Source organism: Kitasatospora sp. NPDC101447 (assembly GCF_044767225.1).
Lineage (GTDB): Bacteria > Actinomycetota > Actinomycetes > Streptomycetales > Streptomycetaceae > Kitasatospora.
On sequence record NZ_JBIWNL010000006.1, the window covers coordinates 170,555 to 197,118 of the forward strand.

The 26,564-nt window shown below is 76.1% G+C and carries 15 protein-coding genes; 3 read left to right on the forward strand and 12 right to left on the reverse strand.

What is annotated here, in order from left to right; genetic code table 11:
- Nucleotides 1-2 precede the first annotated feature (2 nt).
- The 6 genes from ACIRST_RS11665 to ACIRST_RS11690 all read right to left on the reverse strand — a co-directional run bounded on the left by ACIRST_RS11665 (nucleotide 3) and on the right by ACIRST_RS11690 (nucleotide 10,565).
- Nucleotides 3-1,148 carry an AAA family ATPase gene (locus ACIRST_RS11665; protein WP_402801884.1) on the reverse strand — a complete coding sequence of 382 codons (1,146 nt, stop codon included), beginning with the start codon at nucleotides 1,146-1,148 and terminating at the stop codon, nucleotides 3-5.
- Nucleotides 1,145-6,256: a hypothetical protein gene (locus ACIRST_RS11670; RefSeq protein WP_402801885.1), complete on the reverse strand. Its 5,112-nt coding sequence runs from the start codon at nucleotides 6,254-6,256 to the stop codon at nucleotides 1,145-1,147. Before ACIRST_RS11670 ends, ACIRST_RS11665 begins: the two co-directional genes overlap by 4 nt.
- A complete protein-coding gene (locus ACIRST_RS11675) occupies nucleotides 6,253-7,110 on the reverse strand; it encodes a DUF4132 domain-containing protein (RefSeq protein WP_402801886.1) in 858 nt (285 codons plus the stop codon). Before ACIRST_RS11675 ends, ACIRST_RS11670 begins: the two co-directional genes overlap by 4 nt.
- A 313-nt stretch (nucleotides 7,111-7,423) precedes the next feature.
- Entirely contained in the window at nucleotides 7,424-8,536 is a 1,113-nt protein-coding gene (locus ACIRST_RS11680) for a PQQ-dependent sugar dehydrogenase (protein WP_402801887.1), read from the reverse strand.
- A gap of 176 nt (nucleotides 8,537-8,712) precedes the next feature.
- Nucleotides 8,713-9,495 (reverse strand): ABC transporter ATP-binding protein, encoded by a 783-nt coding sequence (locus ACIRST_RS11685; RefSeq protein ID WP_402801889.1) that lies wholly within the window; start codon nucleotides 9,493-9,495, stop codon nucleotides 8,713-8,715.
- 53 nt (nucleotides 9,496-9,548) lie between these two features.
- Entirely contained in the window at nucleotides 9,549-10,565 is a 1,017-nt protein-coding gene (locus ACIRST_RS11690; RefSeq protein ID WP_402801891.1) for an ABC transporter substrate-binding protein, read from the reverse strand.
- Between the two features lie 118 nt (nucleotides 10,566-10,683).
- On the opposite strand from ACIRST_RS11690, the gene fhuB reads away from it, so the two are divergent.
- Both fhuB and fes read left to right on the forward strand, forming a co-directional pair.
- A complete protein-coding gene (gene fhuB, locus ACIRST_RS11695) occupies nucleotides 10,684-12,951 on the forward strand; it encodes a Fe(3+)-hydroxamate ABC transporter permease FhuB (protein ID WP_402801893.1) in 2,268 nt (755 codons plus the stop codon).
- 34 nt (nucleotides 12,952-12,985) lie between these two features.
- A complete protein-coding gene (gene fes, locus ACIRST_RS11700; RefSeq protein ID WP_402801894.1) occupies nucleotides 12,986-14,110 on the forward strand; it encodes an enterochelin esterase in 1,125 nt (374 codons plus the stop codon).
- Nucleotides 14,111-14,190: 80 nt separating this feature from the next.
- On the opposite strand, the gene ACIRST_RS11705 is transcribed toward fes, so the two are convergent.
- From ACIRST_RS11705 to ACIRST_RS11720, 4 genes are all read right to left on the reverse strand, one after another.
- Complete coding sequence (locus tag ACIRST_RS11705; protein ID WP_402801895.1) at nucleotides 14,191-14,739, reverse strand: Uma2 family endonuclease; 549 nt, start codon at nucleotides 14,737-14,739, stop codon at nucleotides 14,191-14,193.
- Nucleotides 14,740-14,807: 68 nt separating this feature from the next.
- Nucleotides 14,808-16,166: a DHA2 family efflux MFS transporter permease subunit gene (locus ACIRST_RS11710; RefSeq protein ID WP_402802175.1), complete on the reverse strand. Its 1,359-nt coding sequence runs from the start codon at nucleotides 16,164-16,166 to the stop codon at nucleotides 14,808-14,810.
- 110 nt (nucleotides 16,167-16,276) lie between these two features.
- On the reverse strand, nucleotides 16,277-16,462 hold the full coding sequence (locus ACIRST_RS11715) for an MbtH family protein (RefSeq protein WP_402801896.1): 186 nt from the start codon (nucleotides 16,460-16,462) through the stop codon (nucleotides 16,277-16,279).
- Nucleotides 16,455-24,014 (reverse strand): amino acid adenylation domain-containing protein, encoded by a 7,560-nt coding sequence (locus ACIRST_RS11720; RefSeq protein WP_402801898.1) that lies wholly within the window; start codon nucleotides 24,012-24,014, stop codon nucleotides 16,455-16,457. The genes ACIRST_RS11715 and ACIRST_RS11720 overlap by 8 nt, the downstream gene beginning before the upstream one ends.
- 118 nt (nucleotides 24,015-24,132) lie before the next feature.
- Here ACIRST_RS11720 and ACIRST_RS11725 point away from each other — a divergent pair, with 118 nt between their 5' ends.
- A complete protein-coding gene (locus ACIRST_RS11725; protein WP_402801900.1) occupies nucleotides 24,133-25,398 on the forward strand; it encodes an amidohydrolase in 1,266 nt (421 codons plus the stop codon).
- A 72-nt stretch (nucleotides 25,399-25,470) separates the two neighbouring features.
- Here the strand turns inward: ACIRST_RS11725 and ACIRST_RS11730 are convergent, their stop codons facing one another.
- Both ACIRST_RS11730 and ACIRST_RS11735 read right to left on the reverse strand, forming a co-directional pair.
- The gene (locus tag ACIRST_RS11730) at nucleotides 25,471-26,340 is read right to left on the reverse strand and encodes an AMP-binding protein (protein ID WP_402801902.1); all 870 of its coding nucleotides are present in this window, start codon (nucleotides 26,338-26,340) and stop codon (nucleotides 25,471-25,473) included.
- Entirely contained in the window at nucleotides 26,340-26,564 is a 225-nt protein-coding gene (locus tag ACIRST_RS11735; RefSeq protein ID WP_350519279.1) for a phosphopantetheine-binding protein, read from the reverse strand. Before ACIRST_RS11735 ends, ACIRST_RS11730 begins: the two co-directional genes overlap by 1 nt.

A 26,564-nucleotide genomic window follows, 5' to 3' on the forward strand; every position in this document is an offset into this window, starting at 1 on the left:
GCTCAGGCCTCCAGTGCCGAACGGAGGTCCCACAGGGTGCGCCAGGTGGCGGCGCCCTGCTCGGCGCGGCGCCGCACCGGCCCGTCCCAGTAGCCGAGCAGGCGGGCCGCGTCGGCCGGGTCGTCCTTGCGGACCACGCCGAGGAGTTGGCCGGGGAGGCGGCCGAGGAGGTCGCCGCCGTCGGGCAGGTACGCGGCGGTGACGCCGAGCGCGGTGGCGACGGAGACGGCCTCGGCGGTGCTCATCACGGTGGACGGGCGCTCGACGTCCCAGCCCTCGGTGGAGCGGCCGCTGCGCAGGTCACGGAAGGCGGTGACCAGGGCTTCCAGGACGGCGTCGTCCACCGCGTAGGCGGCGCCGGCCCGGGTGACGGCGACGGTGGACTGGCGGCGGACCAGCTCGACCTCGGCGGTGAGGCTGCCGATCGGGCCGACCGTCTCGAAGTTGAACCGCCGCTTGAGGGCCGCGGACATCTCGCTGACGCCCTTGTCCCGCAGGTTGGCGGTGGCGATCAGGGTGAACCCGGCCGCGGCGTGCAGCTGCCCGTCCGGGCTGCCCGCAAGCTCGGGGACGGCGACGCGCCGCTCGGAGAGCAGGGAGACCAGGGCGTCCTGCACCTCGGGCAAGCAGCGCGTCACCTCCTCGACCCGGGCGACCGCGCCGGTGGTCATCGCGGTGAGCACCGGGGACGGGACGAGGGCGTCGCGGCTGGGGCCCTTGGCGAGCAGCAGGGCGTAGTTCCAGCCGTACTTGAGCTGGTCCTCGGTGGTGCCGGCGGTGCCCTGGACGGTGAGCGCGCTGGTGCCGCAGACGGCGGCGGCGAGCAGTTCGGAGAGCATCGACTTGGCGGTGCCGGGCTCGCCGACGAGCAGCAGGCCGCGCTCCCCGGCGAGGGTGACGACGCAGCGCTCGACCAGGGCGCGCTCGCCGACGAACTTGGGCTCGACGGCCAGGCTCCTGCGCCCGGCCTTGAGCTTCTCGCCGTCGCTGCCCATCACGAAGGTGACGACGGCGCGCGGGGTGAGCCGCCAGCCGGGCGGGCGCGGGCCGCTGTCGTGCGCGGCGAGGAACTCCAGTTCGGCGGCGTACTTCTCCTCGGGCGGGACGATCTGCCGCTCCGCGGGGGCGGGGACGGTGGTGGTGCTCATCGGCGTGCCTTCCTGCGCTTGCTGGTCTGGAGCTCTTCGTAACCGGGGGCGTCGCCGTCGAGGGTGCGCTGCCAGGCCCGGGCGAACAGTTCGGGGACGGGCAGGGGCACCAGTACGGGCCGGTGGGTGGGCAGCCCGTACAGGGCGGCCTTCCAGGTCTCGGCCGGCAGGGCCGGGGATTTGGCCTCCTGCCAGCCGCCGGGCAGGAAGAGGCTGCGGCCGGCCCGGGAGCGCTTGGCCTCCAGCACCAGGGCGGTGGCGGCGAGTTCGGCGCGGGCCCGCTTCAGCCGGGCGGGCTTCCAGCCCGTCCAGCGGGCGACGTTGCGGTCGGTGGGGTCGGGCAGGGCGAGCAGTTGGAGGTAGAGCGCGGCGGCGTCCTCGCCGAGGCCGTGGGTGCGGGACACCTCGGTGACCAGCTCGGGGGCGGACAGCTGCGGGTCCTGCAGCCAGGCCGGGCCGTCGCCGCCGCCGGCACCGCCGCTGCTGTCGCCGTCGGCCGTCGCGGCGGCCGAGGCGGCCAGTCGCTCCGGCTCGCCGCGCAGGACGGAGGAGATGGCGGCCCGCTCGCTGCTGAACCAGTAGCTGACGGCGAGCCCGTCGAGCAGGTCGAGCAGCGGGTCGTCCGGGCCGGTGAGGGCGGCCGGTCGCAGCCAGACCCGCTCGTACGCCTCGTGGTTCGGGGTGAAGACCAGCGCCGGGCCGCAGCGGACCACGCCGTCCGGGTCCGCGCCGCCCTCGGCGGGCAGGCCGAAGTGGGTGCGCAGCACGGGGGCCAGCGGAGTGTTCTTCGTGGTGCCGAGGAGGTCGAAGTCGAGCAGCAGCTCCGGGTCGGCCAGGCGCTCGCGCAGCGCGGTGGCGGCCCGGGGCAGCAGGGCGCGCAGCGGGCTGTCCGCGGGCAGGTGGTAGGCGAGCCAGCGGATGGCGTCGATGGTCTGGTCCAGCGCGCCGGAGTCGGGCAGCGCCGTGACGTCGTCGGCGACCAACCGGGGCGTGCCCTGGGCGTCCTTGTGGATCCGGAAGGCGGTGGTGCGGGTCAGCCACGGGGTGTGGGAGGGGTTGAGCACCGCCTCGACGGTGTCGATGGACACGCCCTGGACGGTGGCGTGGGCCTCCTCGGGGAGGGTGACGAGCCGTCCGAAGCGACGGATCCAGGCCTCGGCGCCGGCCGCGAGGTCGGGGCCGTCGGTCCACAGCGTCTTCGGGTCGTCGGGCAGCAGGGCGCTCCAGACGTCGGCGACGCCGGCGTGGTCGTGTCCGCGCAGCCAGCGCTGGGCGGCCCGGACCGCGGCGGGCTTGGCGCCGTACTCCTCGGGCAGCTCGGCGTTGCCCCAGTGCAGCAGGCCGGGGGGCGGGCTGAGCAGCAGGGTGGCGCGGGTGGTGCCGATGCCGGTGAGTTCGGAGAAGGCGGCGGCGCGGGCCGCGTCCCACGGGACGCTGCCGTGCAGGGCGGCGACCCGCCAGAACGTGGCGATCCAGGCGGCGGTGACCCGCTCCTCGGTGCCGCGCTCCTCGACGGTGGTGAAGTGCGCGACGGGGCCGAACTCCCCGCTCGGGTCGTGGTCGACGGCGAGCCAGTGCACCGTGCCGTCGTTGAACTGGCGCCGGTGGCCGAGGATGACGACGGTGCGCTCGCCGTGGCGCAGCACCTCGCCCTGGCGGTGAGTGACCGGCCGGTCGGCGGCGGCGCTGTCCGCCGGCTCGCCGAGGACGATCTCGCGCAGGGTGGTGCCGCGGTCGGCGAGCGGCCCCTTGGTGAGTTCGCCGAGCAGCAGGACCAGCGTGGAGCGGTGGGCCTGCTGGGTGAGCGGCGCGGCCACCGCGTGGGCCAGGACGTCGACCCGGCCGAGCAGGTGCAGCCAGCCGTGGTTGGCGTCGCCGCCGTGCAGGGCGACGCTCGCCGGGCTGCTCCAACCCTCGCCGGTCGCGGCGGGCGGGGCGGCGAGGACGGCGCTGACGGTGCGCAGGTTGTTGAGCACCCAGCATCGGTCGGAGGTGCCCCAGCTGTTGCCGAAGCCGCCGATCTCGGGCAGGACGTTGCGGACGGCGTCGCGCAGCTCGTCGTCCCGGCCGTGCTCGGGCCGCCACTGGGCGGCCTCCGCCTTGCTGGGGCGCTCGGCCTCCGGCTGCGGGAGGAAGCGGGCGATGCGGTCCAGCAGGTCGGCGGCGGCGCGGGCGAATCCGGCGACGCCGGCGCGCAGCAGCGGGTCGGCGATGCCGGGCAGGGTGGCGCCGACCGCCTCGACGGGCAGGCTGTTGCGGGCCTCACCGCGCTGGGCGAGCGGGCGCCGCACGCCCTGGACGGTCAGCCAGCGCTGCTCGTCCTCCGGGACGGGCTCGGCGTCGACGGGCCAGGCGAGGTCGATCAGCCGGGCGGCCTGCTCGGTGGTCACGCCGCGCAGCGCACGGGATCCGGCCTCGTCCCGCGGCCGCAGGGCGTGCCAGTGGTCGTACGGCGGGACGAGGGCGGTGCCGGCCGCGGAGAGCTCGCCCGACCGGCAGGGGCGCAGGTCGGCGGTGCGGTCGCCGCGGTCGGCGAGGTCGGGCAGGTTGAGGGACAGGTGCTCGCCGCCGGGGCGGCTGACCACCGGGCGGCCCTCGCCGGGCAGGGCGAGCCGGCCGACCGGGACGGTGTCCGGCTGGTGCCGTCCCTCCAGCGGCAGGACGATGCGCTGCCCGTCGGCGGTGAAGGTGGTGACGGCGCGCCCGGGCTCGGCGCGCACCCAGCTGCCGAGCACGGTGCCGTCGGTGCCGAGCGGGGTCCGCTCCAGGCCGGGCCGCAGCGGCAGCAGGCGGGTGCGGCCCTCGACGAGCCGGCCGGCCGCGGCGGTGGCGGCGATCACGGGCGGCTCGGCGGCGCGGCCCAGGGTGCCGGTGACCGGGTCGAGTTCGCGCAGGACCGGGCCGTCGGTGCCGTGGCGCAGCGTCCAGTAGCCGGTGCCGTCGCCGAGGACGGGGTGTTCGTTCGGCATCCGGGTGTCGCCGGGGTGCAGCGGGCGCTCGCCGGTGGTGCGGCCGCCGCCGGGCAGCGGCAGGGACGGCTCCTCGGGGAACCGCTCGCCGTAGTGGTAGCCGGCGATGGTGCGGCCTTCGAGCTCGAAGGTGTGGTCCGGGCGGCCGGACCAGTAGGCCGTCTGCTTGCCGTCCTGGTACCAGGCGACCAGGAGTTCGCCGTCGACCAGGCGCAGCCGGGGCCGGTTCCAGTTCTCCGTCAGCTTGGGCAGGCGCAGGGTGTGGTCCAGCAGGATGCCCTCGGGGCCGACCACGACGGCGCGGTCCAGGCGGGCGAGGATCAGGTACGGCCAGGCGTCCTCGACGATCAGGCCGGTCAGGCCCTTGGTGCGCAGGCCGGGGGCGGTGGTCGGCGGGGCGTCGGCGGCGGGCGGGTCGGCGAGCTTGGCGAGCGCGTCCTCCAGGGCGGGCCAGCCGAGTTCGTCCAGGATGCCGGCTCCGAGGGCCCGGGCGAGCAGGCCGCTGACGTCGAGTGCGGCGATCTTCTCGGCGACGGCCGGGGCGACCGTGCGGATGGCGGTGCGGTGCTGGCTCAGCGAGCGGACCAGGTCGGCGGCGCCGGCCAGACCGCGGGCGGCGGCGACCTCCTCGGCGCGGGCCTCGGCCCACTCCGCGAACAGCTCGTCGAGCAGCGGCCGGACGGACACCTGGCGCTCGACGGCCGTCTCCCAGGCGGGCGGCGTGGCGCGGCGCAGCAGCGGCCGGAAGCGGGCGTCGGCGGCGACGGCGTCGAGGCCGGCGCTGTCGGGGCCGCACTGGCCGACCCAGTCCCGCAGGTCGAAGCCGAGGCCGGCCGGCGGGTCGGCGACGGGGATGCCTTCTGCGAGCAGGAGCTCCAGCAGGTCGAGTCGGGTGTGGCTGGCGCGGATGCCGGTGAAGAGGTCGACCGGGACGGCGTCGGCGCGCAGCCGCTCGACCATCCGGCCGGCCAGGGCGAGGGTGGCGGGGCAGCTGGGCCGGCTGCGCCAGCCGCGGCCGAGGTGGTCGCACCAGCGCCGGAGCCAGGCGGCGGCGGGCTCGGCGCCCTCGGCGCGGGGGCCGGTGAGCAGGTTCTCGGCGCCGGTCTCGGCGAGGACCGCCAGCCAGGCGGTGTCGTGCGGGGCGGGGTCGGAGCCGGAGGCGGCCGGGTCGGGCAGCAGCTCCAGCAGGCGGGTGCGGACCTCGGCGTCGCGCGTGCCCAGCTCGACCAACGCGCCGTGCCAGGACTTCCAGAACGCGGCGGGCGCCCGGTTGACCGCCGGGGAGTCCAGCAGCTCGGCGAGCAGCGCCTGTTCGTGCTCGACGCGGTCCAGTCCGGCGGCCCGGACCAGCGCGCGGGCGTCCTCGGCGACCCCGGCGTACGGGGCCATGCCGGCCGCGGAGCGCTCGGTGCACAGCTGGCGGAAGCGCTGCCAGGCGGTCGCCGGGTCGAGCCGCTGGGCGAGCTCCTTGACGTACTGGCGCAGCGACTTGACGGTGAGCGCGCCGGCCAGGGCGAACTCCAGGAAGACGGCGCGCAGCCGCTCCTCGTCCACCGTCAGGCCGTGGGTGCGCTCGGCCTCGCGGGCCTTGCCGAACCAGGCGGCGGCGTAGGTCTGGTTGCCGTGGTCCAGGAAGATCCGGCCGACCTCCTCGCAGAAGGTGGGCAGGAAGTGCGGGACGGCGCGGCCGAGGCGGGTGGCGAGCGCGTCGAAGCCGTCCTTGGCGGCGCCGGGCTTGGAGGCGGCCTGGCGGGCCAGCCGCTCCACCTCCTTGACCAGGGCGAGCGCGTGGTGGCCGTTGGCCGGGTCGTGGACCAGCGCCCAGGCGGGGAAGCCGAGCGCCTCCTGGCGGACCTGGCCGACCTCGGCGGGCTCGGCGTCGGGCGCCAGGCCGAGGAAGTCGAGGGCGAGGTCCTCGGCCCCGCCGAGCGCGCCGGGGACCAGTCGGACAATCCGGCGGCCGTCGAGCGCGGGGTGGGTGTAGCTGCGGGCGGTGAGCACGTCGGCGGCGCTGTCGGGGCGGCCGGCGTCGGCCAGGGTGCCGGCCGGCAGCACGGCGCCGGCGTCGAGCAGGGCCTCCGGCGTGGCGGGCGTGGCCGTGGTGGTGGTGGCGTCGGTGTGCGAGCCGGTGGCGGTCATGCGGCGTCCTCCCCTTCGAGCGTGCGGCCGGCGTACAGGGCGGCGGCCATCCGCATGCCCTCGGACCAGGCGACCGGTCCGACCTCGGTGAGCGGCAGGGCCCGGCCGTCGGCGCCCGCCCAGGTGAGTGCTCCGGTCTCGCACTCGTCGTAGTCGTAGTAGTCGCCGACCCACACCCGGGCCTCGACGGTGCGCCCGCCCTCGGTGATCGACTGGACGGCGGAGCCGCCGCGGACCCGGCAGCCGAGCCGGTTGCAGCGGCCGACCAGCTCGCGCAGCTCGCGGTAGCGGCCGCCGGCGTAGGTGGTGACGTCGGTGCCGCGCGGCAGCTCCGCCGGCCGGTGCCAGACCTCGCGGTAGAGCTGCTGGACGCGCTGGGAGACGCCGAGTTCGACGGCGAACTCGCGCAGCTCGTCGAGGTCTTCGAGGAGGACCGGGTGGGGTATCAGGACCTCGCCGTCGGTGAGGCGGACGGTGTCGCCGTCCAGGTCGACCAGACCGAGGCCGCGCTCGGCGTCCGCGCCGCGCAGGAAGCCGGCGACCGAGCCGTCCGCGCCGGTGACCACCAGGTCGCGCAGCACGGCCTGCCAGGCCTCGTCCGGCCACACCGCGGTGATCACCGCGGCGGGCACCGGCAGCGAGCGCACCATCCAGCGCTCGACGTCCTCCTGGCAGCTCCGCTCGTGCGCGGACAGCCACTCGGCGAGCTGCCTGAGCTGGGTGACCACCGGGTCGTCACCGAGCTTCGACGGAACGGACTTGAGGTCGCGGCCCGCAGCGTTGCGGCACACCACCCTGCCCTCCCCGTCGAGCGCGACGCGGTACCCTCCCGCGCCCGTCTCCACCCATGCCACGGCCGTACTCCTCCCACCCGGGAAGCACCCGGGAACCACGTCGAGATCGCCTGCTGACCAGCGATGCGAGGAACGTAGCGAGGCCCACTGACAACGCGACGGGCGGGGGCGGGTGGTCGATGGCCGGCGGGGCTCAAACCCCTCGAACGAGTGAACGAACTCGCTCGGATCCCGACTCCGGCACGGCCCGGGACGCAAGCACGACTAAGGACCCAGGCACGGCTCAGGATGCAGGCACGGCTCAGGATGCAGGCACGGCTCAGGATGCAGGCACGGCTCAGGATGCAGGCACGGCTCGCGACCCAGGCACGACTCAGGACCCAGGCACGCCGAGCCGCAGGATGCGGTCGTCACCCGGGCGCGGGTCGCCGCGGCCGTCGGTGTTGCCGGTGGCGAGCAGCAGCGTGCCGTCCCGGTCGGTGACGACCGTGCGCAGCCGCCCGTATGCGCCGTCGAGGTAGGACTGCGGGCTGCCTGCCAGGTGGTCACCCGCGATCGGGACGTACCAGAGCCGGGTGCCGCGCAGGGCGGCCATCCACAGGGCGCCGCCGGCGTACGCGAGCCCGCTCGGGGAAGCGTCGGCGGGGTGCCACTGGGCGACGGGGTCGAGGAATCCGGGGCGGTGGCCGGACCCCTCGACGGTGGGCCAGCCGTAGTTGCCGCCGGGCCGGATCAGGTTGAGTTCGTCCCAGGTGTCCTCGCCGAACTCGCTGGCCCAGAGCCGCCCTTCGCCGTCCCAGGCGAGACCCTGCACGTTGCGGTGGCCGTAGGAGTAGACCGGCGACCCCGGAAAGGGGTTGCCCGGGGCGGGGGCGCCGTCGGGGGTGAGCCGGAGGATCTTTCCGCCGAGCGAGCCCTTGTCCTGGGCGAGTTCGGGGTCACTGCTGTCACCGGTGGTGACGTAGAGCATGCCGTCCGGGCCGAAGGCGATCCGGCCGCCGTTGTGCCGGGGCCCGTGCGGGATTCCGCTCAACACGTCGACCGGTGCTTCGAGTCGGGAGCCGGCGGGCCGCTCCGGGTGGTAGCCGATGCGCACGACGCGGTTGTCCTCGGCGGTGCTGAGGTAGGCGTAGACCAGGTGGTCGTCGGCGAAGGACGGGGAGAGGGCGAGGCCGAGCAGCCCGCCCTCCCCGCCGGCCGTGATGCCGGGTACGACACCCTCCTCGCTCGTCGTGCCGCCGGTCGCGGCGACCCGCACGATCCGCGCGGTGTCCCGTTCCGAGACCAGCAGGTCCCCGTCGGGCAACACGGCCACGCCCCAGGGGACGGCCAAGCCCTCCGCGAGGGTGGCCCGCACCACCGGCCCGGCGGACGCCGGGGCGGAAGCGGTGGCGGAGGAGGCGGAGCCGCGGACGGGAGCGGAGGAGCAGGCGGCGGGCAGGAGCAGTGCGCCCAGCAGCAGGACGGCGAGACGACGACAGCGCACCGGGGACCTCTCGGCGGACGGGATGCCCAGCACACCACATCCGCCCAGCCTTGCCCCGCTGCCCCACCGCCTGGCCCGCCCTCGGACCACCACCCCCACCGCCTGGCCCGCCCTCGGACCACCACCCCCACCGCCTGGCCCGCCCTCGGACCACCACCCCGCCCCCTGGCCCGCCTTCAGACCGCCGGCGCCCGGGGCACGATGACCGGCGCGCCGTCGCCCGGCGCCGTGAGGACGTGGCTGTCGATGTCGTAGAGCGCCCGCACCAGCGGCGCGTCCACCACCTCGCGCGGCGGCCCGCAGGCCACCACCGCGCCGTCCCGCAGGGCGACCAGCAGGTCCGCGTAGCGGGCCGCCCCCGCGAGGTCGTGCAGCACCATGACCACGGTCCGGCCGCCCGCGGCGACCTGGCGCACGAGTTCCAGCACCTCGACCGCGTGCCCGAGGTCGAGCGCGCTGGTCGGCTCGTCGAGCAGGACGACCGGGGTGTCCTGGGCGAGCACCATGGCGAGCCAGCAGCGCTGGCGCTGGCCACCCGAGAGGCGGTCGAGGCGGCGCTCGGCGAGGTCCTCGACGCCGGTGGCGCGCAGGGCCTCGGCGGTGAGCCGTTCGTCGTCCGCCGACCACTGGCGGAACAGGCCCTGGTGCGGGTGGCGGCCGTAGCGGACGAGCCCGGCGACGGTGACCGCCTCCGGCGCCTGCGGGCTCTGCGGCAGCAGGGCGATCCGGTGGGCGGCCTGCCGCGGCCGCAGCCGCCAGACGTCCTCGCCGCCGACCAGGACCCGCCCGCCGTCCGGGCGGTGCAGCCGGGCGACGGCCCGCAGCAGGGTGGACTTGCCGCAGCCGTTCGGCCCGACCACCGCCACCACCTTCCCGGCCGGGACGGTGAGGTCGACCCCGCCGAGCACGGGGCGGCCCGGGCCGTAGCCGGCGGTGAGCCCCTCGATCGTCAACTCCACAGCGTCAACTCCCCTGTTTCCCCTCCATGGTGACTCCCCGGTCCGGTGCGCGCTCAGTTGCCGGCGAGCGCCTTGCCGATGTCGCCGATGACGGCGTCGGCGGCGAGCGGGCCGCCCCGGGTGGACCAGACCGAGCCGTCCACCGTCACGACGTGGTTGTTCTTCACGGCGTTCAGTTCCTGGTAGGCGGGCTTGGACTGGACGTCCTTGAGCGCGGACTTGCCGTCGTCGGTGAGGGTGGACAGGAACAGCCAGTCGCCGTCGATCTCGGAGAGCTTCTCCAGGCTGAGCGCCGGGCTGTGCGCGTTGCCGTCCTTGTCCTGCGCGGCCGGGCGGGTGAGGCCCATGTCGAGCGCGACGCCGCTCGCGAACTGCTTCTTCTCCATCCAGCTCGGGCCGGTGGGGTTCCAGCGGACGATGGAGACGGCGGCGCCCTTGTTCCGGGTGAGTTCCCCGCCGGCCTTGACGGCCTTGGCCTCGTAGTCGCCGATCACCTTGTTGGCCTGGTCGAGCTTGTTGACGGCGTTGCCGATGCCCCGGAAGGCGAGCTTCCAGTCGTCGGTGGGCGCCATGGTGACCAGCGTGGCCGGGGTGATCTCGCGCAGCTGCTTGAGCACCTGCTCGTCCTGCATGTCACCGGCCAGGATGAGGTCGGGCTTGGCGGCGATCACCTTGTCCATCACCGGCTGCAGCAGGTTGCCGACCACCGGCACGCCCTGGACCTTGTCCTTCAGGTACGCGGGCGGCTCGTTGAGGCCCTGGCCGTTGGTGATGCCGGCCGGCTTGACGCCGAGGGCGAGCACCGCGTCCAGGTCCTCCTGGGTGAGCGTGACGATCCGCTTGGGCTCGGCGGGGACCTCGACGGCCTTGCCGGTGGCGTCCTTGACGGTCCGCTTGCCACCGCTGCCGCCGCCCGCGGCGTCCGCCGCCGGGGAGGAGGCGGCTGAGGAGGAGCCGGAGGTGCCCGAGGAGCCGCAGCCCGTGAGCAGCAGGGCGGCCGCCCCGGTGACGGCCAGCGCCTGGGCCGCGCGGCGGCGGACGGGGCTGAGCGGGCGACGGGTGAACGGCATGGGTGCCTCCGGGCAATGGTGGTACGGGAGTTGAGCGACGTGCGGGCAGCCCGACAGGACGGAGGTGCCCTGCCGGGCGCCCTGCGGGGCGACTCGGCCATTAGGTTAGCCTTACCTTATGACATTGTCGCAAGCGGGCGCCCACGAAGCGTCCCCCGCCGCCGCGCCGGACACGTCGCCGACGGGGGAGCCACAACGCTCCGAACCGCACCGGTCCGAGCCGAACCGGCCCGATCCGAACCGGTCCGGGCCCCGCCGGTCCGGATCCGACCGACCCGGGTCCGACCGGGCCGAGCCCCGGCGCCCCGCCTGGCCGGTCATCGTCGGGGCGCTGGCGCTCCTGCTCGCGCTGGCCGCACTGTCCCTGTCGATCGGCGCCGGCGAGGTCGGCCCCGGACGGGTGCTGGACTACCTGCTGAACCGCGACGGGGCCCGCGCCGACGGCCGACTCGCCCTGGTCGTCGGCGACCTGCGACTCCCCCGCACCGTCACCGCCCTGCTGGTCGGCGCCGCGCTCGGCGTCGCCGGGGCGCAACTGCAGTCCGTCACCCGCAACCCGCTCGCCGAGACCGGACTGCTCGGCGTCAACGCCGGCGCCTCCCTCGGCGTCGTGCTCGGCATCGCCGTGCTCGGCGTGCAGACCTCCTACGGGTACCTCGCCTTCGCCTTCGGCGGCGCCGTGCTCGCCAGCACCCTGGTGCTGCTGATCGCGGGCAGTCGCGGCGGCGGATCGCCGATGCGGCTGGTCCTGGGCGGCTCCGCGGTCGGCGCGACCTTCGGCGGCCTCACCGGTGTGCTGATCGTCAACTCCCCCGAGGCGTACGACCGTTACCGGGTGTGGGTGCTCGGCTCGCTGTCCGGGGTGGAGGGCTGGACCACGCTGCGCCAGCTCGCCCCCGTCCTCGGCGCCGGCTTCCTGCTCGCCCTGCTCACCACCCGGCCGCTCACCGCGCTGGCCCTCGGCGACGACCTCGCCCGCGGCCTCGGCCACCGGCCCGGCGCCACCCGCGCGGCGGTCGCCGCCGCCGTCACCCTGCTCACCGCCTCGGCCGTCGCCCTGGCCGGGCCGATCTCCTTCCTCGGACTGCTCGCCGGATTCCTCGCCCGGGCCGTCGCCGGGCCCCGGGTCGGCCGACTGACGCTGCTGGCCGGCCTGTTCGGCGCCGCCGTGCTCACCGGCGCCGACGTGCTGGCCCGGGTGGTGGCCCGGCCCTTCGAGGCACCGGTGTCGGTGATCGTCGCCCTCGTCGGCGCCCCGGCGCTGATCGCCATCGTCCGCTCACGGCGCTCCGCCGCCCTCGCCATGACCGACCCGGCCGAGGCCGCCGCCCCGCCCGTACGGCACGCCGAACCGCCCGCCCCGAAGCCGGACACGGCACTGCGGTACGGCAGTTGGTCGCTGCTGATCCCCCGCCGGGCCCTGGCGGCCTCGCTCGGCCTCGCCGCGGCGCTGCTCGGCGCCGTCGTGGTCTCCGCGCACGCCGGGCAGAGCGAACTCGACCTCGGACGCACCTTCCAGGCCGTGTTCGGCTACGGCGACCGCCTCGACGTCCTGCTGGTGCAGAAGTTCCGGCTCGGCCGGATCGTCGCCGGGCTCGCCGCCGGGGCCGCGCTCGGCCTGGCCGGCTGCCTCACCCAGACCCTCGCCCGCAACCGCCTCGCCACCCCCGAACTCCTCGGCGTCAACGACGGCGCCACGGCCGCCGTGCTGGTCTCCGCCACCGCCTCGGGCACCTTCGGCGCCTGGTGGGCCGGGCCGCTCGGCGCGCTCGCCGCCGTCCTGGTCGTCACCCTGGTCTCCGGCGGGCTCGGCGCCCGCGGCTACCGGGTGCTGGTCGTCGGGCTCGCCATGTCCGCGCTCGCCTCCGCGGTGATCCAGGTCGCGCTCGCCCGCCGCTCGCTCAACTCCGCCGGTTCGCTGTACGTCTGGACCTCCGGCAGCCTCAACGGCCGGGACTACGCCATCGCCACGCCCGTCCTGATCGGGCTCGCGGTGCTGGTGCCGCTCGCCCTGGCGGCGGCCCGGCGGCTCGCGGTGCTGCGCTTCGACGACAACGTCGCCTCCGCGCTCGGCGTCGACCCCGGCCGGGTCCGGCTGACCTGCCTGCTGCTGGCCGTGGCACTGGCCGGGCTGGCGGTCGGCGTCTGCGGACCGGTCGGCTTCGTGGCACTGGCCGCGCCGGTGATCGCCGGACGCCTGGCCGGGCCCGCCCGCGTCCCCGTCCTCGGCTCGGCGCTGACCGGCGCCCTGCTCGTCGTCCTCGCGGACACCCTGGGACGCGTGCTGATCGGCGGGGTCGAGATCCCCGTCGGCATCGTCACCACCGTCCTCGGCGGCCCCTTCCTGCTCTGGGTGCTGCTCGGCCGCAACGGCCGCACCGCGTAAGCCTCTTCGCAAGCCTCTTCAGGAGACCACGACCATGGAAACCCCTCCCCTCGTCGCACCCGACCCGCACGACCCCGCCCACCGCCTGGTCACCTTCACCCACCGGGACGACGAGTGCGACGGCGTCCTCGCGCTGCTGCACACCGTGACCGACAAGGACCGCCACGACGGCGACCTCACGCCGCACCTGATGGCACGCCGGGACGACGGAACGTGGTCGATCAGCTACCGGCTGCGCGCCGACCACCGGGCCTCCTACCAGCTCTACCCGTTCCGCGGCGACGCCCCCGGCACGACCCGCTCCGACTGGCTGCGCGTCCTCGACCACGCCCGCCCCGACCCGTACGACACCGAACCCCGGCTGCCCGCCCGCGACGGCCGCCACCCCGCCTCGGTGCTCAGCCTGCCCGACGCGCCGCCGCAGCCGTACGTCCGGCGGCGCCAGGGCGTGCCGCGCGGCCGCACCGTGCCGCACACCGTCGCCGGGCGGCGGGTGGACGTCCACCTGCCGGCGGAGCACGGGGACGGCCCCCACCCGGTCGTCGTGCTGCTCGACGGCGAGATGTGGGGCGAGGTGCTGTCCGTCGGCGACACGCTGGACAACCTGGCCGCCGCCGGCGCGATCCCGCCCACCGTGGCCCTGCTCGTCCACACCATGGGCCCCGAACGGCCCGCCGACCTCAGCTGCAACCCCGCCTTCGTCGACCTGCTCGCCGACCGCCTCCTCCCCTGGGCCGCAACGGAGTTCGGCGCGACCACCGACCCGGCCGGCACCGTGATCGCGGGCCAGAGCGCGGGCGGGCTCACCGCCGCCTACGCCGCCTACCGCCGGCCGGACCGCTTCGGCAACGCACTCTCCCAGTCCGGCTCCTTCTGGTGGCCGGACGAGACGGAGTTCGACGAGGGCAGCGAGTGGCTGACCCGGCAGTTCGCCACCGGGGAACGCCGCGCGGCCCGCTTCTACGTCGAGGTCGGGCTGCAGGAGTGGATGCTGCTCACCCAGAACCGACACCTGCGGGACGTGCTGTGGGCGCGCGGCTACGACCTCGCCTACCGCGAGTTCAACGGCGGTCACGACTACGCCTGTTGGCGCGGCGGACTCGCGGACGGGCTGGCGCACCTGCTGGGGAACGGCACGCCGCCCGGGACGGCGACGTAGCACGGAGGGGCCCTGGTCGCCCGGCGGCCGGGCCCCTGTCGATCTGCGAGCCCGCCGGATCCGCGCAGCGGCGGGTGAAGTCAGTCCCGGTACGGGACGAGCCGGGACAGGTCCAGCTCGAAGGCGAACGGCTCGGGGATGCGGAGGGTCTCGCCGAACTCCCGTTCCGTCCTGGTGTGGTAGCGGTCGCGATTCGGCTCGGAGAACAACGTCACGGTCTTCTGCCGCGGGTCCACGATCAGGTAGAGCGGGAAGCCCATCCGCGGGTAGTCGCGGACCTTGCCGGTCCAGTCGTTCTCGGGGCTCGAAGGCGACACCACCTCGACGGCGATCAGCGCCAGTTCGGCGGGGACCTCGCGGCCCAGCTCGATGACGCCCTCGGGCAGGTAGGTGAGGTCGGGGTTCCGGACGGAGCCGACCTCGGGCGAGGAGAGGTCGCTGTTCCCGGTCGGGAAGTAGCCGGGTGGGCAGTGCGCCTCGAACTGGCGCTGGACGATCGCGAGGTCGAGCTGGTGGATCGGGGACGGCGGCGCCTGGATGACGACGGTGTCGCCGGACAGCTCGGCCTTGAAGCCGTCCGGGACGGCGCGGCGGGCCTCTTCGAGCAGGTGGTGGCGATCGGGATCCATGCGCTCTCCTCCGGTGCTCCGGCCACCGTACGGCAGCCGGAGCACGCGGAGCGGGATCCACGCGGCGCTCAGTCCTCCGGGGGCGGGCCCGGGGCCTCGGCCGGGAGGCGCGCGGCGAGGACGGCTCCGGCGGCGACCAGCAGGGCCGTCAGAAGGAGGGCGAGCCGGTAGGGGGTGGTGCCGGAATCGGCGGGGAGGGCGCCGATGAGGGCGGCGGCGGCGCCGATGCCGAGGGCGCCGCCGAGGGTGCGGAGGATGGTGAACAGGCCCATCGCCCGGCCCATCGCGGGCGGCGGGACGTCGGCGAAGCCGGCGATCTGGACGGTGAGGACGGCGGTGCCGAGGATCAGGCCGACGCCGAACATCAGGGCCCGGACCAGCCACGGGTCCTCCGCGAAGCCGAGTGCGGCCAGCACCGCCGCGGCCAGCAGCAGCCCCGGCAGGGCGAGCCGGCGCGGCCCGAGGCGGGGCAGCAGGCGGTCGACCACCTGGGAGGCGGCCATCAGGCCGATCGCCTCCGGGAAGACGCTGAGCCCGGCGTCGAGAGCGGAGGCGCCGAGGGCCGCCTGGTAGAGCAGCGGCAGGGTGAAGAGCGCGCCCATCAACCCGGCCGAGGTGAGCAGGGCCAGTGAGCTCGCCGCCCCGAAGGTCCGGTCGGCGAGCAGCCGCAGGTCCACCAGCGGTTCGTCCGTGCGGAGTTGGTGCCGCACGGCAACGCCGAGCAGGACCAGGCCCGTCACCCCGCTGACGGCGACGCCCGGCGAGGACCAGCCGTGCGCCGGGCCGAAGCCGAGGGCGTAGGTGAGCAGGCCGAGACCGGGGGTGGCGAGCAGGAAACCGGTGGTGTCGAAACGGCCGGCCGGGGGTTCCTCGGCTCCCCACAGGCCGAGCAGGCCGATCGCGACGGCCGCGGCCCCGATCGGCACGTTGACCAGGAACAGCCAGTGCCAGGAGAGGTGTTCGGTGAGGAAGCCGCCGAGCGGCGGCCCGAGGGCGGGCATCAGCGCGGTCGGGACGATCAGGATCCGGCCGAGGCCCGCCCGTTCGTGCGGGGCGAAGGCCCGGAACAGCAGGGTCATCCCGACCGGGGTGAGCAGACCGCCCGCCACGCCCTGGACCGCCCGTGCGGCGGCCAGCGGGCCGAGCCCGGGGGCGGCGGCGCACAGCGCGGAGGCGAGGGTGAAGGCGGCGAGCGCGCCGAGGAAGACCCGCTTCACGCCGTACCGGTCGCCGAGCCAGCCGGCCACCGGCAGGCCGAGGGCGAGGCCGACCAGGAACGCGGTCTCGACGGCGTTGGCCGCCGAGACCGGGCGGCCGAAGTCCTCGGCGATGCTGAACAGCGCGGGGTTGACGATGGTCGAGTCCAGGCCGTTCATGCACATCGCGGCCGTGTAGACGACGACCACCGCGGCGCGCCCCCTGAGCAGGGGACGCGCCGGGCCCCGGGCACCGGGTGCCCCGGGAGCGGCCTCGGCGGCGGCGTCGGCGGCCCCGGGAGCGGCGTCGGGCGTGGCCCCGGGAGCGGCGTCGGGAGGGGTCACAGGGCGGTCCAGTGCGCCGTGATCCACTCCAGGGCGGCGGCCCGCTCGCACGGGCCGTGGGCGACGCCCCAGCCCGCCGGGACGGCGGCGAAGGCGGGCCAGAGGGAGTGCTGCCCCTCGGGGTTGACGAGCGCCAGGAACTCGCCTTCGGCGTCGAAGGGGTTGACGGGGGCGTCACTCATCGGAGGTCTTCTCCAGGTGGTCGGCGATCACGCTCGCGATGTGCGCGATCGGGGCGGGCAGGGTCATGTCCTTGTGGGAGCAGGCCACGTCGGTGTCGGCGATCCGGCCGGTCACGTACGGGGCCCACAGCTCGGGCACCAGGGCGTCGTCGATGGTGTCGACGGTGGCGCGGAAGAACAGCACGTCGCCGTCGTAGCGCCGGTGGTCGTAGCCGCGCACCAGGTGGTTGGTGTTGAGGTAGATCCGGTTGAGCGCGGCCACGGTGGCGTCGTCGAGGCCGGCGAGCGGGCTGCCCTCGCGGCGCAACAGCTCGGTGACGGCGTCGAGTTCGAGCGGCCGGCCGTCGAGGTCCGCGGGGCCGAAGCCGCCCATGGTGAGCAGTGCTTCGAGGGCCTCGGCCTGGTCGGGCACGGGCAGCTCGCGGAAGCCCTCGGCCGGGTAGGCGTCCAGGATGGCCAGCAGCTCGACGTCCTGGCCGAGTTCCTGGAGCCGGACCGCCACGGCGTGCGCGATGATCCCGCCGGTGGACCAGCCGAGCAGTCGGTACGGTCCCTCCGGCTGGACCTCGCGCAGCCGGTCGACGTAGTGCGCGGCGAGCTCCTCCATCGTGCCGGGCAGCGGTTCGGCGGCGGTGGCGGCGCCGACGCCCTGGGCCTGGAGGCCGTAGATCGGGACGTCGCCGGGCAGGTGGCGGATCAGGCCGGTGTAGCACCAGCTGAGGCCGCCGGCCGGGTGGACGGCGAACAGCGGGCGCTGCCGTCCGGGGGCGGCGAGCCGCAGCGGGAGCAGGACGTCCAGCGCGTCGGTCGACTCGGCGCCGGCCGCGAGCGAGGCGTCGAGAGCGGCCGGTGTGGGGGCCTGGAAGAGCGTGCCGATGCCGACCTCCAGCCCGAGCACCTCGCGGATCCGCCCGGCGAGGCGCACCACCAGCAGGGAGTGCCCGCCGAGGGCGAAGAAGTCGTCCTCGACGCCGACCGCGGCCACGCCCAGCACCTCGGCGAAGAGTTCGCACAGCTGCTGCTCGCGCAGGGTGCGCGGCGGCCGGCCGGCGCCCGCGGACGGCGCCTCGGGGGCGGGCAGGGCGCGGCGGTCGAGCTTGCCGTTGGCGGTCAACGGCAGGCGGTCGAGCAGGACGACGGCGGACGGCACCATGTGGACGGGCAGTTCGGCGGCGGCGTGGGCACGCAGCTCCTCCGGCTGCGGAGCGCCGTCCGCCTCGCCGCCGGCCACCGCGTAGGCGACCAGCCGCTTGTCCCCCGGCGTGTCCTCACGGACCACGACGGCGGCGTCGGCGACGGCCGGGTGGGCGGCCAGCACCGCCTCGATCTCGCCGAGTTCGATCCGGAAGCCGCGCAGCTTGACCTGCTGGTCGGCGCGGCCGAAGTACTCCAGGACGCCGTCGGCGCGGCGGCGGGCGAGGTCCCCGGAGCGGTACATCCGGGTGCCGCGCTCGTCGAAGAGCTCGGCGTACGGGTCGGCGACGAAGCGGGTGGCGGTGAGCTCGGGGCGGCCGAGGTAGCCGCGGGCGAGGCCCGCCCCGGCCACGTACATCTCGCCGGTGACGCCGGGCGGGACGGGCTGCAGGTGCCCGTCGAGGACGTAGACGCGCAGGTCGGGGATGTTGACGCCGATGGTGCTGCTTCCGGCGGCGGCGCTCGCCCGGTCGAGGGCGATGTGGGAGACGTGCACGGTGGTCTCGGTGATGCCGTACATGTTGACCAGCGTCGGCGCGTCCTCGGCGTGCCGGGAGTACCAGTCGTCCAGGCGGGCGAGCTCCAGCGCCTCACCGCCGAACACCACGTAGCGCAGGGCGAGTTCGCTGCCGGGGCGGTCCCGGTCGGCGGCGCTCAGCTGGTAGAACGCGGACGGCGTCTGGTTGAGCACGGTGACGCGTTCGCGGGCGAGCAGGTCGAGGAAGGCGGCCGGGTCGCGGCTGACCAGGTGCGGGACGACGACCAGCCGGCCGCCGTGCAGCAGGGCGCCCCACAGCTCCCAGACGGAGAAGTCGAAGGCGTAGGAGTGGAACAGCGTCCAGACGTCCTCGGCGCCGAAGCCGAACCAGTGGTCGGTGGCGCCGAACAGCCGGACGACGTTGTGGTGGGTGACGGGCACGCCCTTGGGACGGCCGGTGGAACCGGAGGTGTAGATGACGTACGCGGTGTCGTCGGCGCGCAGCGGGCGGGTGCGCTCGTGCCGGCCCAGCGGGACGGCGGGGTACCGCTCGGCCTCCGGTCCGTCGACGAGGATCTGCGGCACCTCGTGGGCGGGCAGCCGGGGCGCGGTGGCACGGTCGGTGAGCAGGGCGGCGGGGGTGGCGTCGGCCAGCATGTAGGCGAGCCGGTCGGCCGGGTAGTCGGGGTCGAGCGGCAGGTAGGCGGCACCGGACTTGGTCACCGCCAGCAGGGCGACGACGAGTTCGACCGAGCGCGGCAGGGCGAGGGCGACGATGGTGCCGGGGCCGATGCCCTGGGCGGCCAGCAGGCGGGCCAACCGGTCGGCGCGGGCGCCGAGTTCGGTGTAGTCGAGCCGGTGCCCCTGGTAACTCACGGCGATGGCCGTCGGGTTGGCCTCGGCCGCCGCTTCGAACAGCTCGGGCAGGGTGGCGCCGGGCGTGGAGCCGGGAGCGGCGCCGGCCCGGGCCGCCGGCGCCGGGGCGGTGTTCCACTCCACCAGGGCGCGCAGCCGCTCCTCCTCACTGATCAGCGGGAGCCCGCCGATCGGGGTGTCGGGCGCGGTGGCGGCGGCGGTGAGCAGCCGGGCCAGGCGCTCCCCGAGCGCGGCCACGGTGGCGGCGTCGAAGAGGTCGGTGCGGTACTCCAGGAAGCCGCCGATGCCGCCACCGGGCAGTTCGCCGGCGTTGAGGGTGAGGTCGAACTTGGCGGTGCCGCTGGGCACGGCGGCGATCTCGGCGGTGAGGCCGCCGCCCAGGTCGATGGGCTCGTCGGGGCGGCTCTGCCAGGCGAGCATCACCTGGAACAGCGGGTGGCGGGCGAGTGAGCGCGCCGGGTTGAGCTCCTCGACGAGGCGGTCGAAGGGCAGGTCGGCGTGCTCGTGGGCGTCGAGGACGGCGGCGCGCACGCGGGTCAGCAGCTCGCGGAAGGTCGGTTCGCCCGACGTCGGGGTGCGCAGCACCACGGAGTTGACGAAGTAGCCGACCAGGTCCGCGGTTCCGTCGTCCTCGCGGCCGGCCACCGGGGTGCCGATGGGGATGTCGGTGCCGCAGCCGTGCCGGGTGAGCAGGGCGGCGAGCCCGGCCTGGACGGCCATGAAGACCGTGCTGTCGGCGGCCCGGGCCATGGCGGCGAGGGCGGCGTGCGCCTCGGCGCCGAGGGCGAACGGCACGGTGGCGCCGCGGTGGTCGGCGACGGCCGGGCGGGGACGGTCGGCGGGCAGCTCCAGCTGGTCGGGCAGGCCGGCGAGCGCGGTGCGCCAGTACTCCGCCTGCCGGACGGCGAGCGGGCTGGGCGCGTCGGCGGTGCCGAGGCGCTGCCGCTGCCAGGCCGCGTGGTCGGCGAACTGGACAGCAAGCGGCGGTAGTTCGGGTTCGTCTCCGGCGAGCCGGGCGGCGTAGGCGGCGGCGAGGTCGCGGATCAGCGGGGTGGTGGAGGCGCCGTCGCCGGCGATGTGGTGGAGCAGCAGGAGCAGGGTGTGCTCGGTCGGCCCGGCGGAGAACAGCATGGCCCGCAACGGCGGTTCGGCGGCGAGGTCGAAGGCGTACCGGACGGCGTCGGCCAAGTCCCCCGAACCGTCGTGCAGTTCGAGGGGCGCGGCGGGCAGGATCCGCTGGTACGGCGTGCTGTCCGGCTCCTCGCCGTAGACGGTGCGCAGGACCTCGTGCCGGGCGACGAGGTCGCCGAGGGCGCGGGTGAGCGCGGGCCGGTCGAGCGGGCCGGTGAGGGTGAGCACGAGCGGGATGTTGTAGGTGGGGCTGGGGCCTTCGAGCCGGTGCAGGAACCAGAGTCCGCGCTGGGCGGGCGAGAGCGGCATCCGCTCGGTGCGCGGAACGGGCACGAGGGCGGGGCCCGGTCGGGGGGCGGGGCCCGGTCGGGGGGCGCCGCGGCGGCCGACGGCGCGGCCGGCCCCGTCGGTGGCGGCCTCGTTCGACGTGGCCCCGTCGGTGTCGGCCCCGTCGGTGTCGGCCTCGTCCTGGGCGGTTCGCTCGGTGAGCAGGGCGGCCAGGCCGGCCGGGGTCGGGTGGCGGAACACGTCGGCGAATCCGACCGGCGTGGCGAAGGTCTCGCGCAGCCGGGCGGCGAGTCGGCCGGCGAGCAGCGAGTGGCCGCCGAGGTCGAAGAAGGAGGCCTCCCGGCCGGGCGCCCGCGGCAGGTCGAGGACGTCGGCGAACAGGCCGCAGACCAGCTCCTCCTGCGGTGTGGCCGCGGCGGTGCCCTCGGTCTCCGCAGCCGGCTCGGGCAGGGCCCGGTGGTCGAGCTTGTCGTGGGCGGTGCGCGGCAGTTCGTCCAGCAGCAGCACGGCCGACGGGACCATGTGCGCGGGCAGCCGGGCGGCCAGCGCGGCGCGCAGTCCGGCCGGGTCGGGGGCGCCGCCGACGGCGGGGACGGCGTAGCCGAGCAGGCGCGTGCCCTGCGGGCCGGGGCGGGCGATCACCACGGCCTGGGCGACGCCGGGCAGTTCGGCGAGGACCGCGGCGATCTCGCCCGGCTCGACGCGGAAGCCGCGGATCTTCACCTGGTCGTCGGCGCGGCCGAGGAACTCCAGGGTGCTTCCCCCGGCCTCCGGCCGGGGGGACCCCCCTGAGCGGCGGCGGGCGAGGTCGCCCGTGCGGTACATCCGGCTGCCGGGCGGGCCGAAGGGGTCGGCGAGGAAGCGTTCGGCGGTGAGGTCGGGGCGGCCGAGGTAGCCGAGGGCCAAGCAGGCGCCGGCGACGTACAGTTCGCCGGTGACACCGTCGGGCACGGGGCGCAGCGAGCCGTCCAGGACGTAGGCGCGGGAGCCGCGCACCACCCGGCCGACCGGGGCGCCGTCCGGGCCGGGGGTCCAGGCGTAGGCGTCGACGGTGGTCTCGGTCGGGCCGTAGAGGTCGACGGGGTGCAGGCCGGGGACGGCGGTCAGGCGCTGCCAGAGGGCCGGCGGGGTGGCCTCGCCGCCGACCACCAGGACGGACGGGCGGTGCCGGCCCTCGTCCAGGATCCCTTCGGCGATGAGGACTTCGAGGTAGGAGGGGGTGAGGTCGAGGTAGTCGATGCGCTCGCGGTCGAGGTGGGCGGCGAGGGCGGCCGGGTCGCGGTAGGTGGCGTCGTCCAGCACGTGGAGCTCGTGGCCGTGGACCATCCAGAGCACCGGGTCCCAGGAGGCGTCGAAGGCGAACGAGGCGCTGTGGGCGACGCGCAGGCGCTCGCGGCCGGTGCGGCGCAGCGCGGGGGCGATGTGGTCCTCGCCGAGGCCGGCGTGCAGGTTGGCCAGTGAGGCGTGGGTGATCACCACGCCCTTGGGGCGGCCGGTGGAGCCCGAGGTGTGCAGCACGTAGGCCGGGTCGGCCGGCCGGGGTGCCGGCGGGGCGTCGTCCGGCTCGCCGTCCGCCTCCCCCGGGCGGACCGTGGGCAGGTCGGCGGGCAGGTCGAGCGCGGCGAGGGCCTCGGCGGTGCCGACCGCGCAGACCGGACGGGCGTCGGCCAGCACGGCGGCGAGCCGCTGCCGCGGGTGGGCGAGGTCGAGGGACACGCAGGCACCGCCGGCCTTGAGGACGGCGAGCATCGCGACGAGCGTGTCCGCGCCGCGCGGCAGGGCGATCGCGACCGGCGCGCCGCCCCGAACACCGAGCGCGGCCAGGCGGTGGGCCAGCCGGTTGGCCGCGATGTCGAGCTGCCGGTACGTCAGGGCGTCCGCGCCGCTGCGGACGGCGACGGCCTCCGGGGTGCGGGCGGCACGGGCGGCGAACAGCTCGGGCACCGTCGACTCGGCCGGGGGTTCGGTCCGGCCCGCGGTGGCCCGGCCCAGGGCGTCCGCGTCGAGCAGGTCGATCCGGGCGATCGGGGTCTGCGGGGCGGTGAGCAGCAGGTCGGCGAGGGCGTCGAGGTAGCGCAGCAGGCCGTCGCGGTGGGCGGCGACGGAGGCGGCGCCGTGGCGGGCCGGGTCGGCGTCGATGACCAGGCGCAGCGCGCCGTCCGGGCCTGGCGAGACGTTCAGGGCGAGGTCGTCCACGGGGCCGGCGGCGAGGTTGCGGACGGTGCCGGGCAGACCCGCCAGGTCGAGGTCGCCCTCGAAGGCCTTGATGTTGACCATCGGGCCGAACAGGGCGCGGCCGTCGGCGGTGCGGCCGAGGTCGCGGCGCAGGTCCTCCAGCGGGTAGCGCTGGTGGCGGCGGACGGCGCGCAGTTCGCGGACCACCCGGCGCAGCAGGGCCTCGGCGCTGTCGGCGGGGCGGACGGCGAGGCGCAGCGGCAGCACGTTGGCGGTGGCGACGGGGGTGCGCAGGGCGGCCGGGCCGCGGCGGTTGGCGAGCGGCAGGCCGAGGACGACGTCGCGGCTGCCGGAGAGGCGGTGCAGGTAGCCGGCGGTGGCGGCGAGCAGCAGCTCGGCCCAGGTGGCGCGGACGGCGCCGGCGGCGCGCTCCAGGCGGTCCCGGGTGCCGGCGGGGAGGTCGGCGGTGTGGCGCAGCGGGGCCGGGCGGGGGTCGCGGGCGGGGGTGCTGGGGAGAGCGTTGGGGAGGGTGCTGGGGAGGGTCGGCGGGGTGTCGGCGTCGGCCATCCGGGCGGTCCAGTAGGCGCGGTCGGCCCGGTAGTCCTCGCCGGCGCGGTAGGCGGCCTCCTCGGCGGCGGCCTCGGAGAGGCGCGCGAACGGGCTCGGGGCGGGCTCGGCACCGGCGGGCTCGGCGGCGTCGGCACCGGCGCGCTCGGCACCGGCGGCGGCACCGACAGGCTCGGCACCGGCGGCGGCACCGACAGGCTCGGCGGCGTCGGCACCGGCGGCGCGGTACAGCTCGGCGACCCGGTCGCCGAGGAGGGTCAACGCGTAGGCGTCGACGGCGAGGTGGTGGATCCGCCGGTACCAGAGGCGCCGGTCGTCGGCGAGGCGGATGAGCGCGTGGGCGAACAGCGGGCCCTCGGCGAGGTCGACGGGGCGGGCGAGGTCGGCGCGCATCCAGGCCTCGGCGGCCTCGGCGGGGGTGACGACCTCGGGGGTGACGACCTCGGGGGTGACGACCTCGGCGGGGGTGACGGCGACGCGCAGGTCGAGCCGGTGCAGCGGCCAGTGGCGGCCGGGCTGCAGACGCTGACGGGGTGTGCCGTCGGGGCCGGTGACGACGACGGCGCTCAGCGCCTCCGCCTCCTCCACCGCCTGCCGCAGGGCCCGTTCGAACCGGTCCTCGTCCAACGGCCCGACGATCTCGACGGCGTCGCCGGTGTTGTAGACCGGGCTGGCGGGGTCGAGCTCCTGGGCGTACCAGATGGCGGCCTGGGCGGCGAGCAACGGGACATCGGCGGCCAGGGTCTCGACGGTCCCGGTGTCGACGGTGTCTCCGGGCTGGGTGTCGCCGGTCTGGGTGTCGCCGGTCTGGGTGTCGCCAGGGTGGGTCTCGGCGGCGGGCATGGTTCGGAAAGCTCCTCGGGATCCGGAACGCCTTACTTAGGTTAGCCTAATCTAACTTCATATGATCTGGTCAACGGCCCGGGACCAGCCGGGCCCTGACACCCCGGAGGCGCCACCCATGCCCCTGTCCACACCCCCGCCCGGAAGCGCGACCACGCCCGGAGCGACACCCCCGCCCGGAAGCGCGACCACGCCGACCCTCGACGCGACCAAGCAGGCCGTCCGCGAGCGCGTGCACGCACACCGGGAGGAGCTGCTCGCCCTCAGCCGACGCATCCACTCCCACCCCGAGACCGCCTTCGAGGAGCACCGCGCCGCCGCCTGGTGCGCCGAACTGCTGCGCGGCCACGGCTTCACCGTCACCGCGCCCGCGCACGGCCTGGCCACCGCGTTCAGCGCGACCCTCGGCAGCGGGCCGGTCACCGTCGCCCTGGTCTGCGAGTACGACGCGCTGCCCGGCCTCGGGCACGCCTGCGGCCACAACCTGATCGCCGCCGCGGGCCTGGGCGCGGCCATCGGGCTCGCCCCGTACGCCGACCGGCTCGGGCTCACCGTACGGGTGATCGGCGCGCCCGCCGAGGAGCGCGGGGCCGGCAAGGCGCTGCTGCTGGAGGCCGGCGCCTTCGCCGGAGCGGACGCGGCGATGATGGTGCACCCCTGCCCGGTCGAGGTCGCCGACTTCCGTTCCTTCGCGCTCGGCACCCTGTCCGTCCGCTACACCGGGCGCGCGGCCCACCCCAGCCTCAACCCGCACGACGGCCGCAACGCCGCCGACGCGCTCACCGTCGCCCAGGTCGCGATCGGGCTGCTGCGTCAGCAACTCCCGCCGCACTGGCGGGTGCACGGCATCACCACGGCGGCCGGCACGGCGCCGAACCTGATCCCGGACAGCGCGAGCGCCGAGTACGAGATCCGGGCCTCGGCGGCCGAGGACCTCGCGGAGCTGCGCTCCCGGGTCGAGGACTGCTTCCGCGCCGGGGCGCTGGCCACCGGGTGCGAGGTGGAGCTGTCCCGCCCCGAGCCGGACTACCTGGACATGCGGTCCGACCCTGGACTGCTGACCCTGTGGCGGGCCAACGCGGCGGCCCTCGGCCGGCCTGAGCCGGTCGAGAGCGGGCCGTTCGCCTGTACGGACATGGGGAACGTGTCGCACGTGGTGCCCTCGATCCATCCGGTCCTGGACATCACGGGCGGTGCCTGCGCCCCGCACGAGGCGGCGTTCGCCGAGGCGGCGCTGGGCGCGGAGGCGGAGCGTGCGGTGCTGGACGGCGCGGTCGCCATGGCGTGGACGGCGGCGGACCTGGTCGCCTCGGCTCCGACCCCGGCCGCGGCCTCGGCTGCGAGCTCGGCTGTGGCCTCGACTGTGGCGAGGGCGCACACGTGACGGTCGACAACTTTCAGCGAACAGATTTCATCATCTGTTCGCTGAAAGTTGTCATCTGAAACCCGTCCGCCGTCACGCGCCCAGCAGGGCGGCCGGTGCCACCCGCACCGCCGTCACACCCAGCTCCCGGACCACCGCCCCGACGTCCCCGTCCCGCTGCGGGTCGGCGAGCACCACGGCCGCTCCCGTCCGCAGCGGCCAGAGGAACTCCCAGAGCGGCAGCCCCAGCTGCAGCACCCGGTCGCCCGGGCCCAGCGGGTGCTCCGCCTGCAGCTCGCGCACCCGGCGGTCCGCCTCGGCATGGGTGAGCCGGACGGCCGTCGGGCGCCCGCCCGGGCCGTACCCGACGCACAGCAGGTGCTGCGGGGTGAGCGCCCGCGGCGGGTCGACGGCCGGCGCGCCGTCCACCTCCAGCCCGGCGAGCGCCCCCGGCACCCCCTCCCCCAGCACGCACACCGGCGCGTTCTCCGCGAGCAGCCGCTCCCGTCGCCCGGGCGCGTCCGCCGGGTCCAGCGGCAGGTACGCCGCGCCCGACTTCACCACCGCCAGCAGCGCCGTCAGCAGCTCGGCCGGGCGGCGGAACGGCGCCAAGCCGACCACCGTGCCGGGGCGGGCCCCACGGGCGGCCAGGGCGCGCGCCAGCCGGTTGGCGGAGGCGTTCAACTCCCCGTACGTGACGGTCAGTCCGCCCGCGAGCACCAGCGCCGGCGCGTGTGGCGTCCGGGCCGCCTGCGCCTCCACCGGCCCGACCAGGGTGGTCGCCGGATAGGTCACCGTACGGCGGGGCAGGGACGGCACCAGGGTCGGCGCCTCCTCCCGCACCGGCCCCCGGACGGTCTCCCGCTCCGGCTCCCGGACGACCGTTCCCGCCGGCTCCTGAACCGGCCCCCGGACGCTCTCGCGCACGGCCCCCCGGGCCGCCTCCCGCACGACCGCCTCCATCAGACCGCGCCCAGCAGCTCGACCCAGGCCTCGACCGCCGGACGCTCCGCGAGCCGGACGAACGCCACCTCGGCGCCCTCCGCCCGCCAGCGCTCGGCGAGCGTCATCAGCCGGATGGAGTCCAGCCCCCAGTCCACCAGGTCCTCGTCCAGCGGGATGTCCGCCGGGTCCTCGCCGAGCACGTCGGCGACCTCGGCCCGGATCCGCTCCACCGTGAAGCCCAT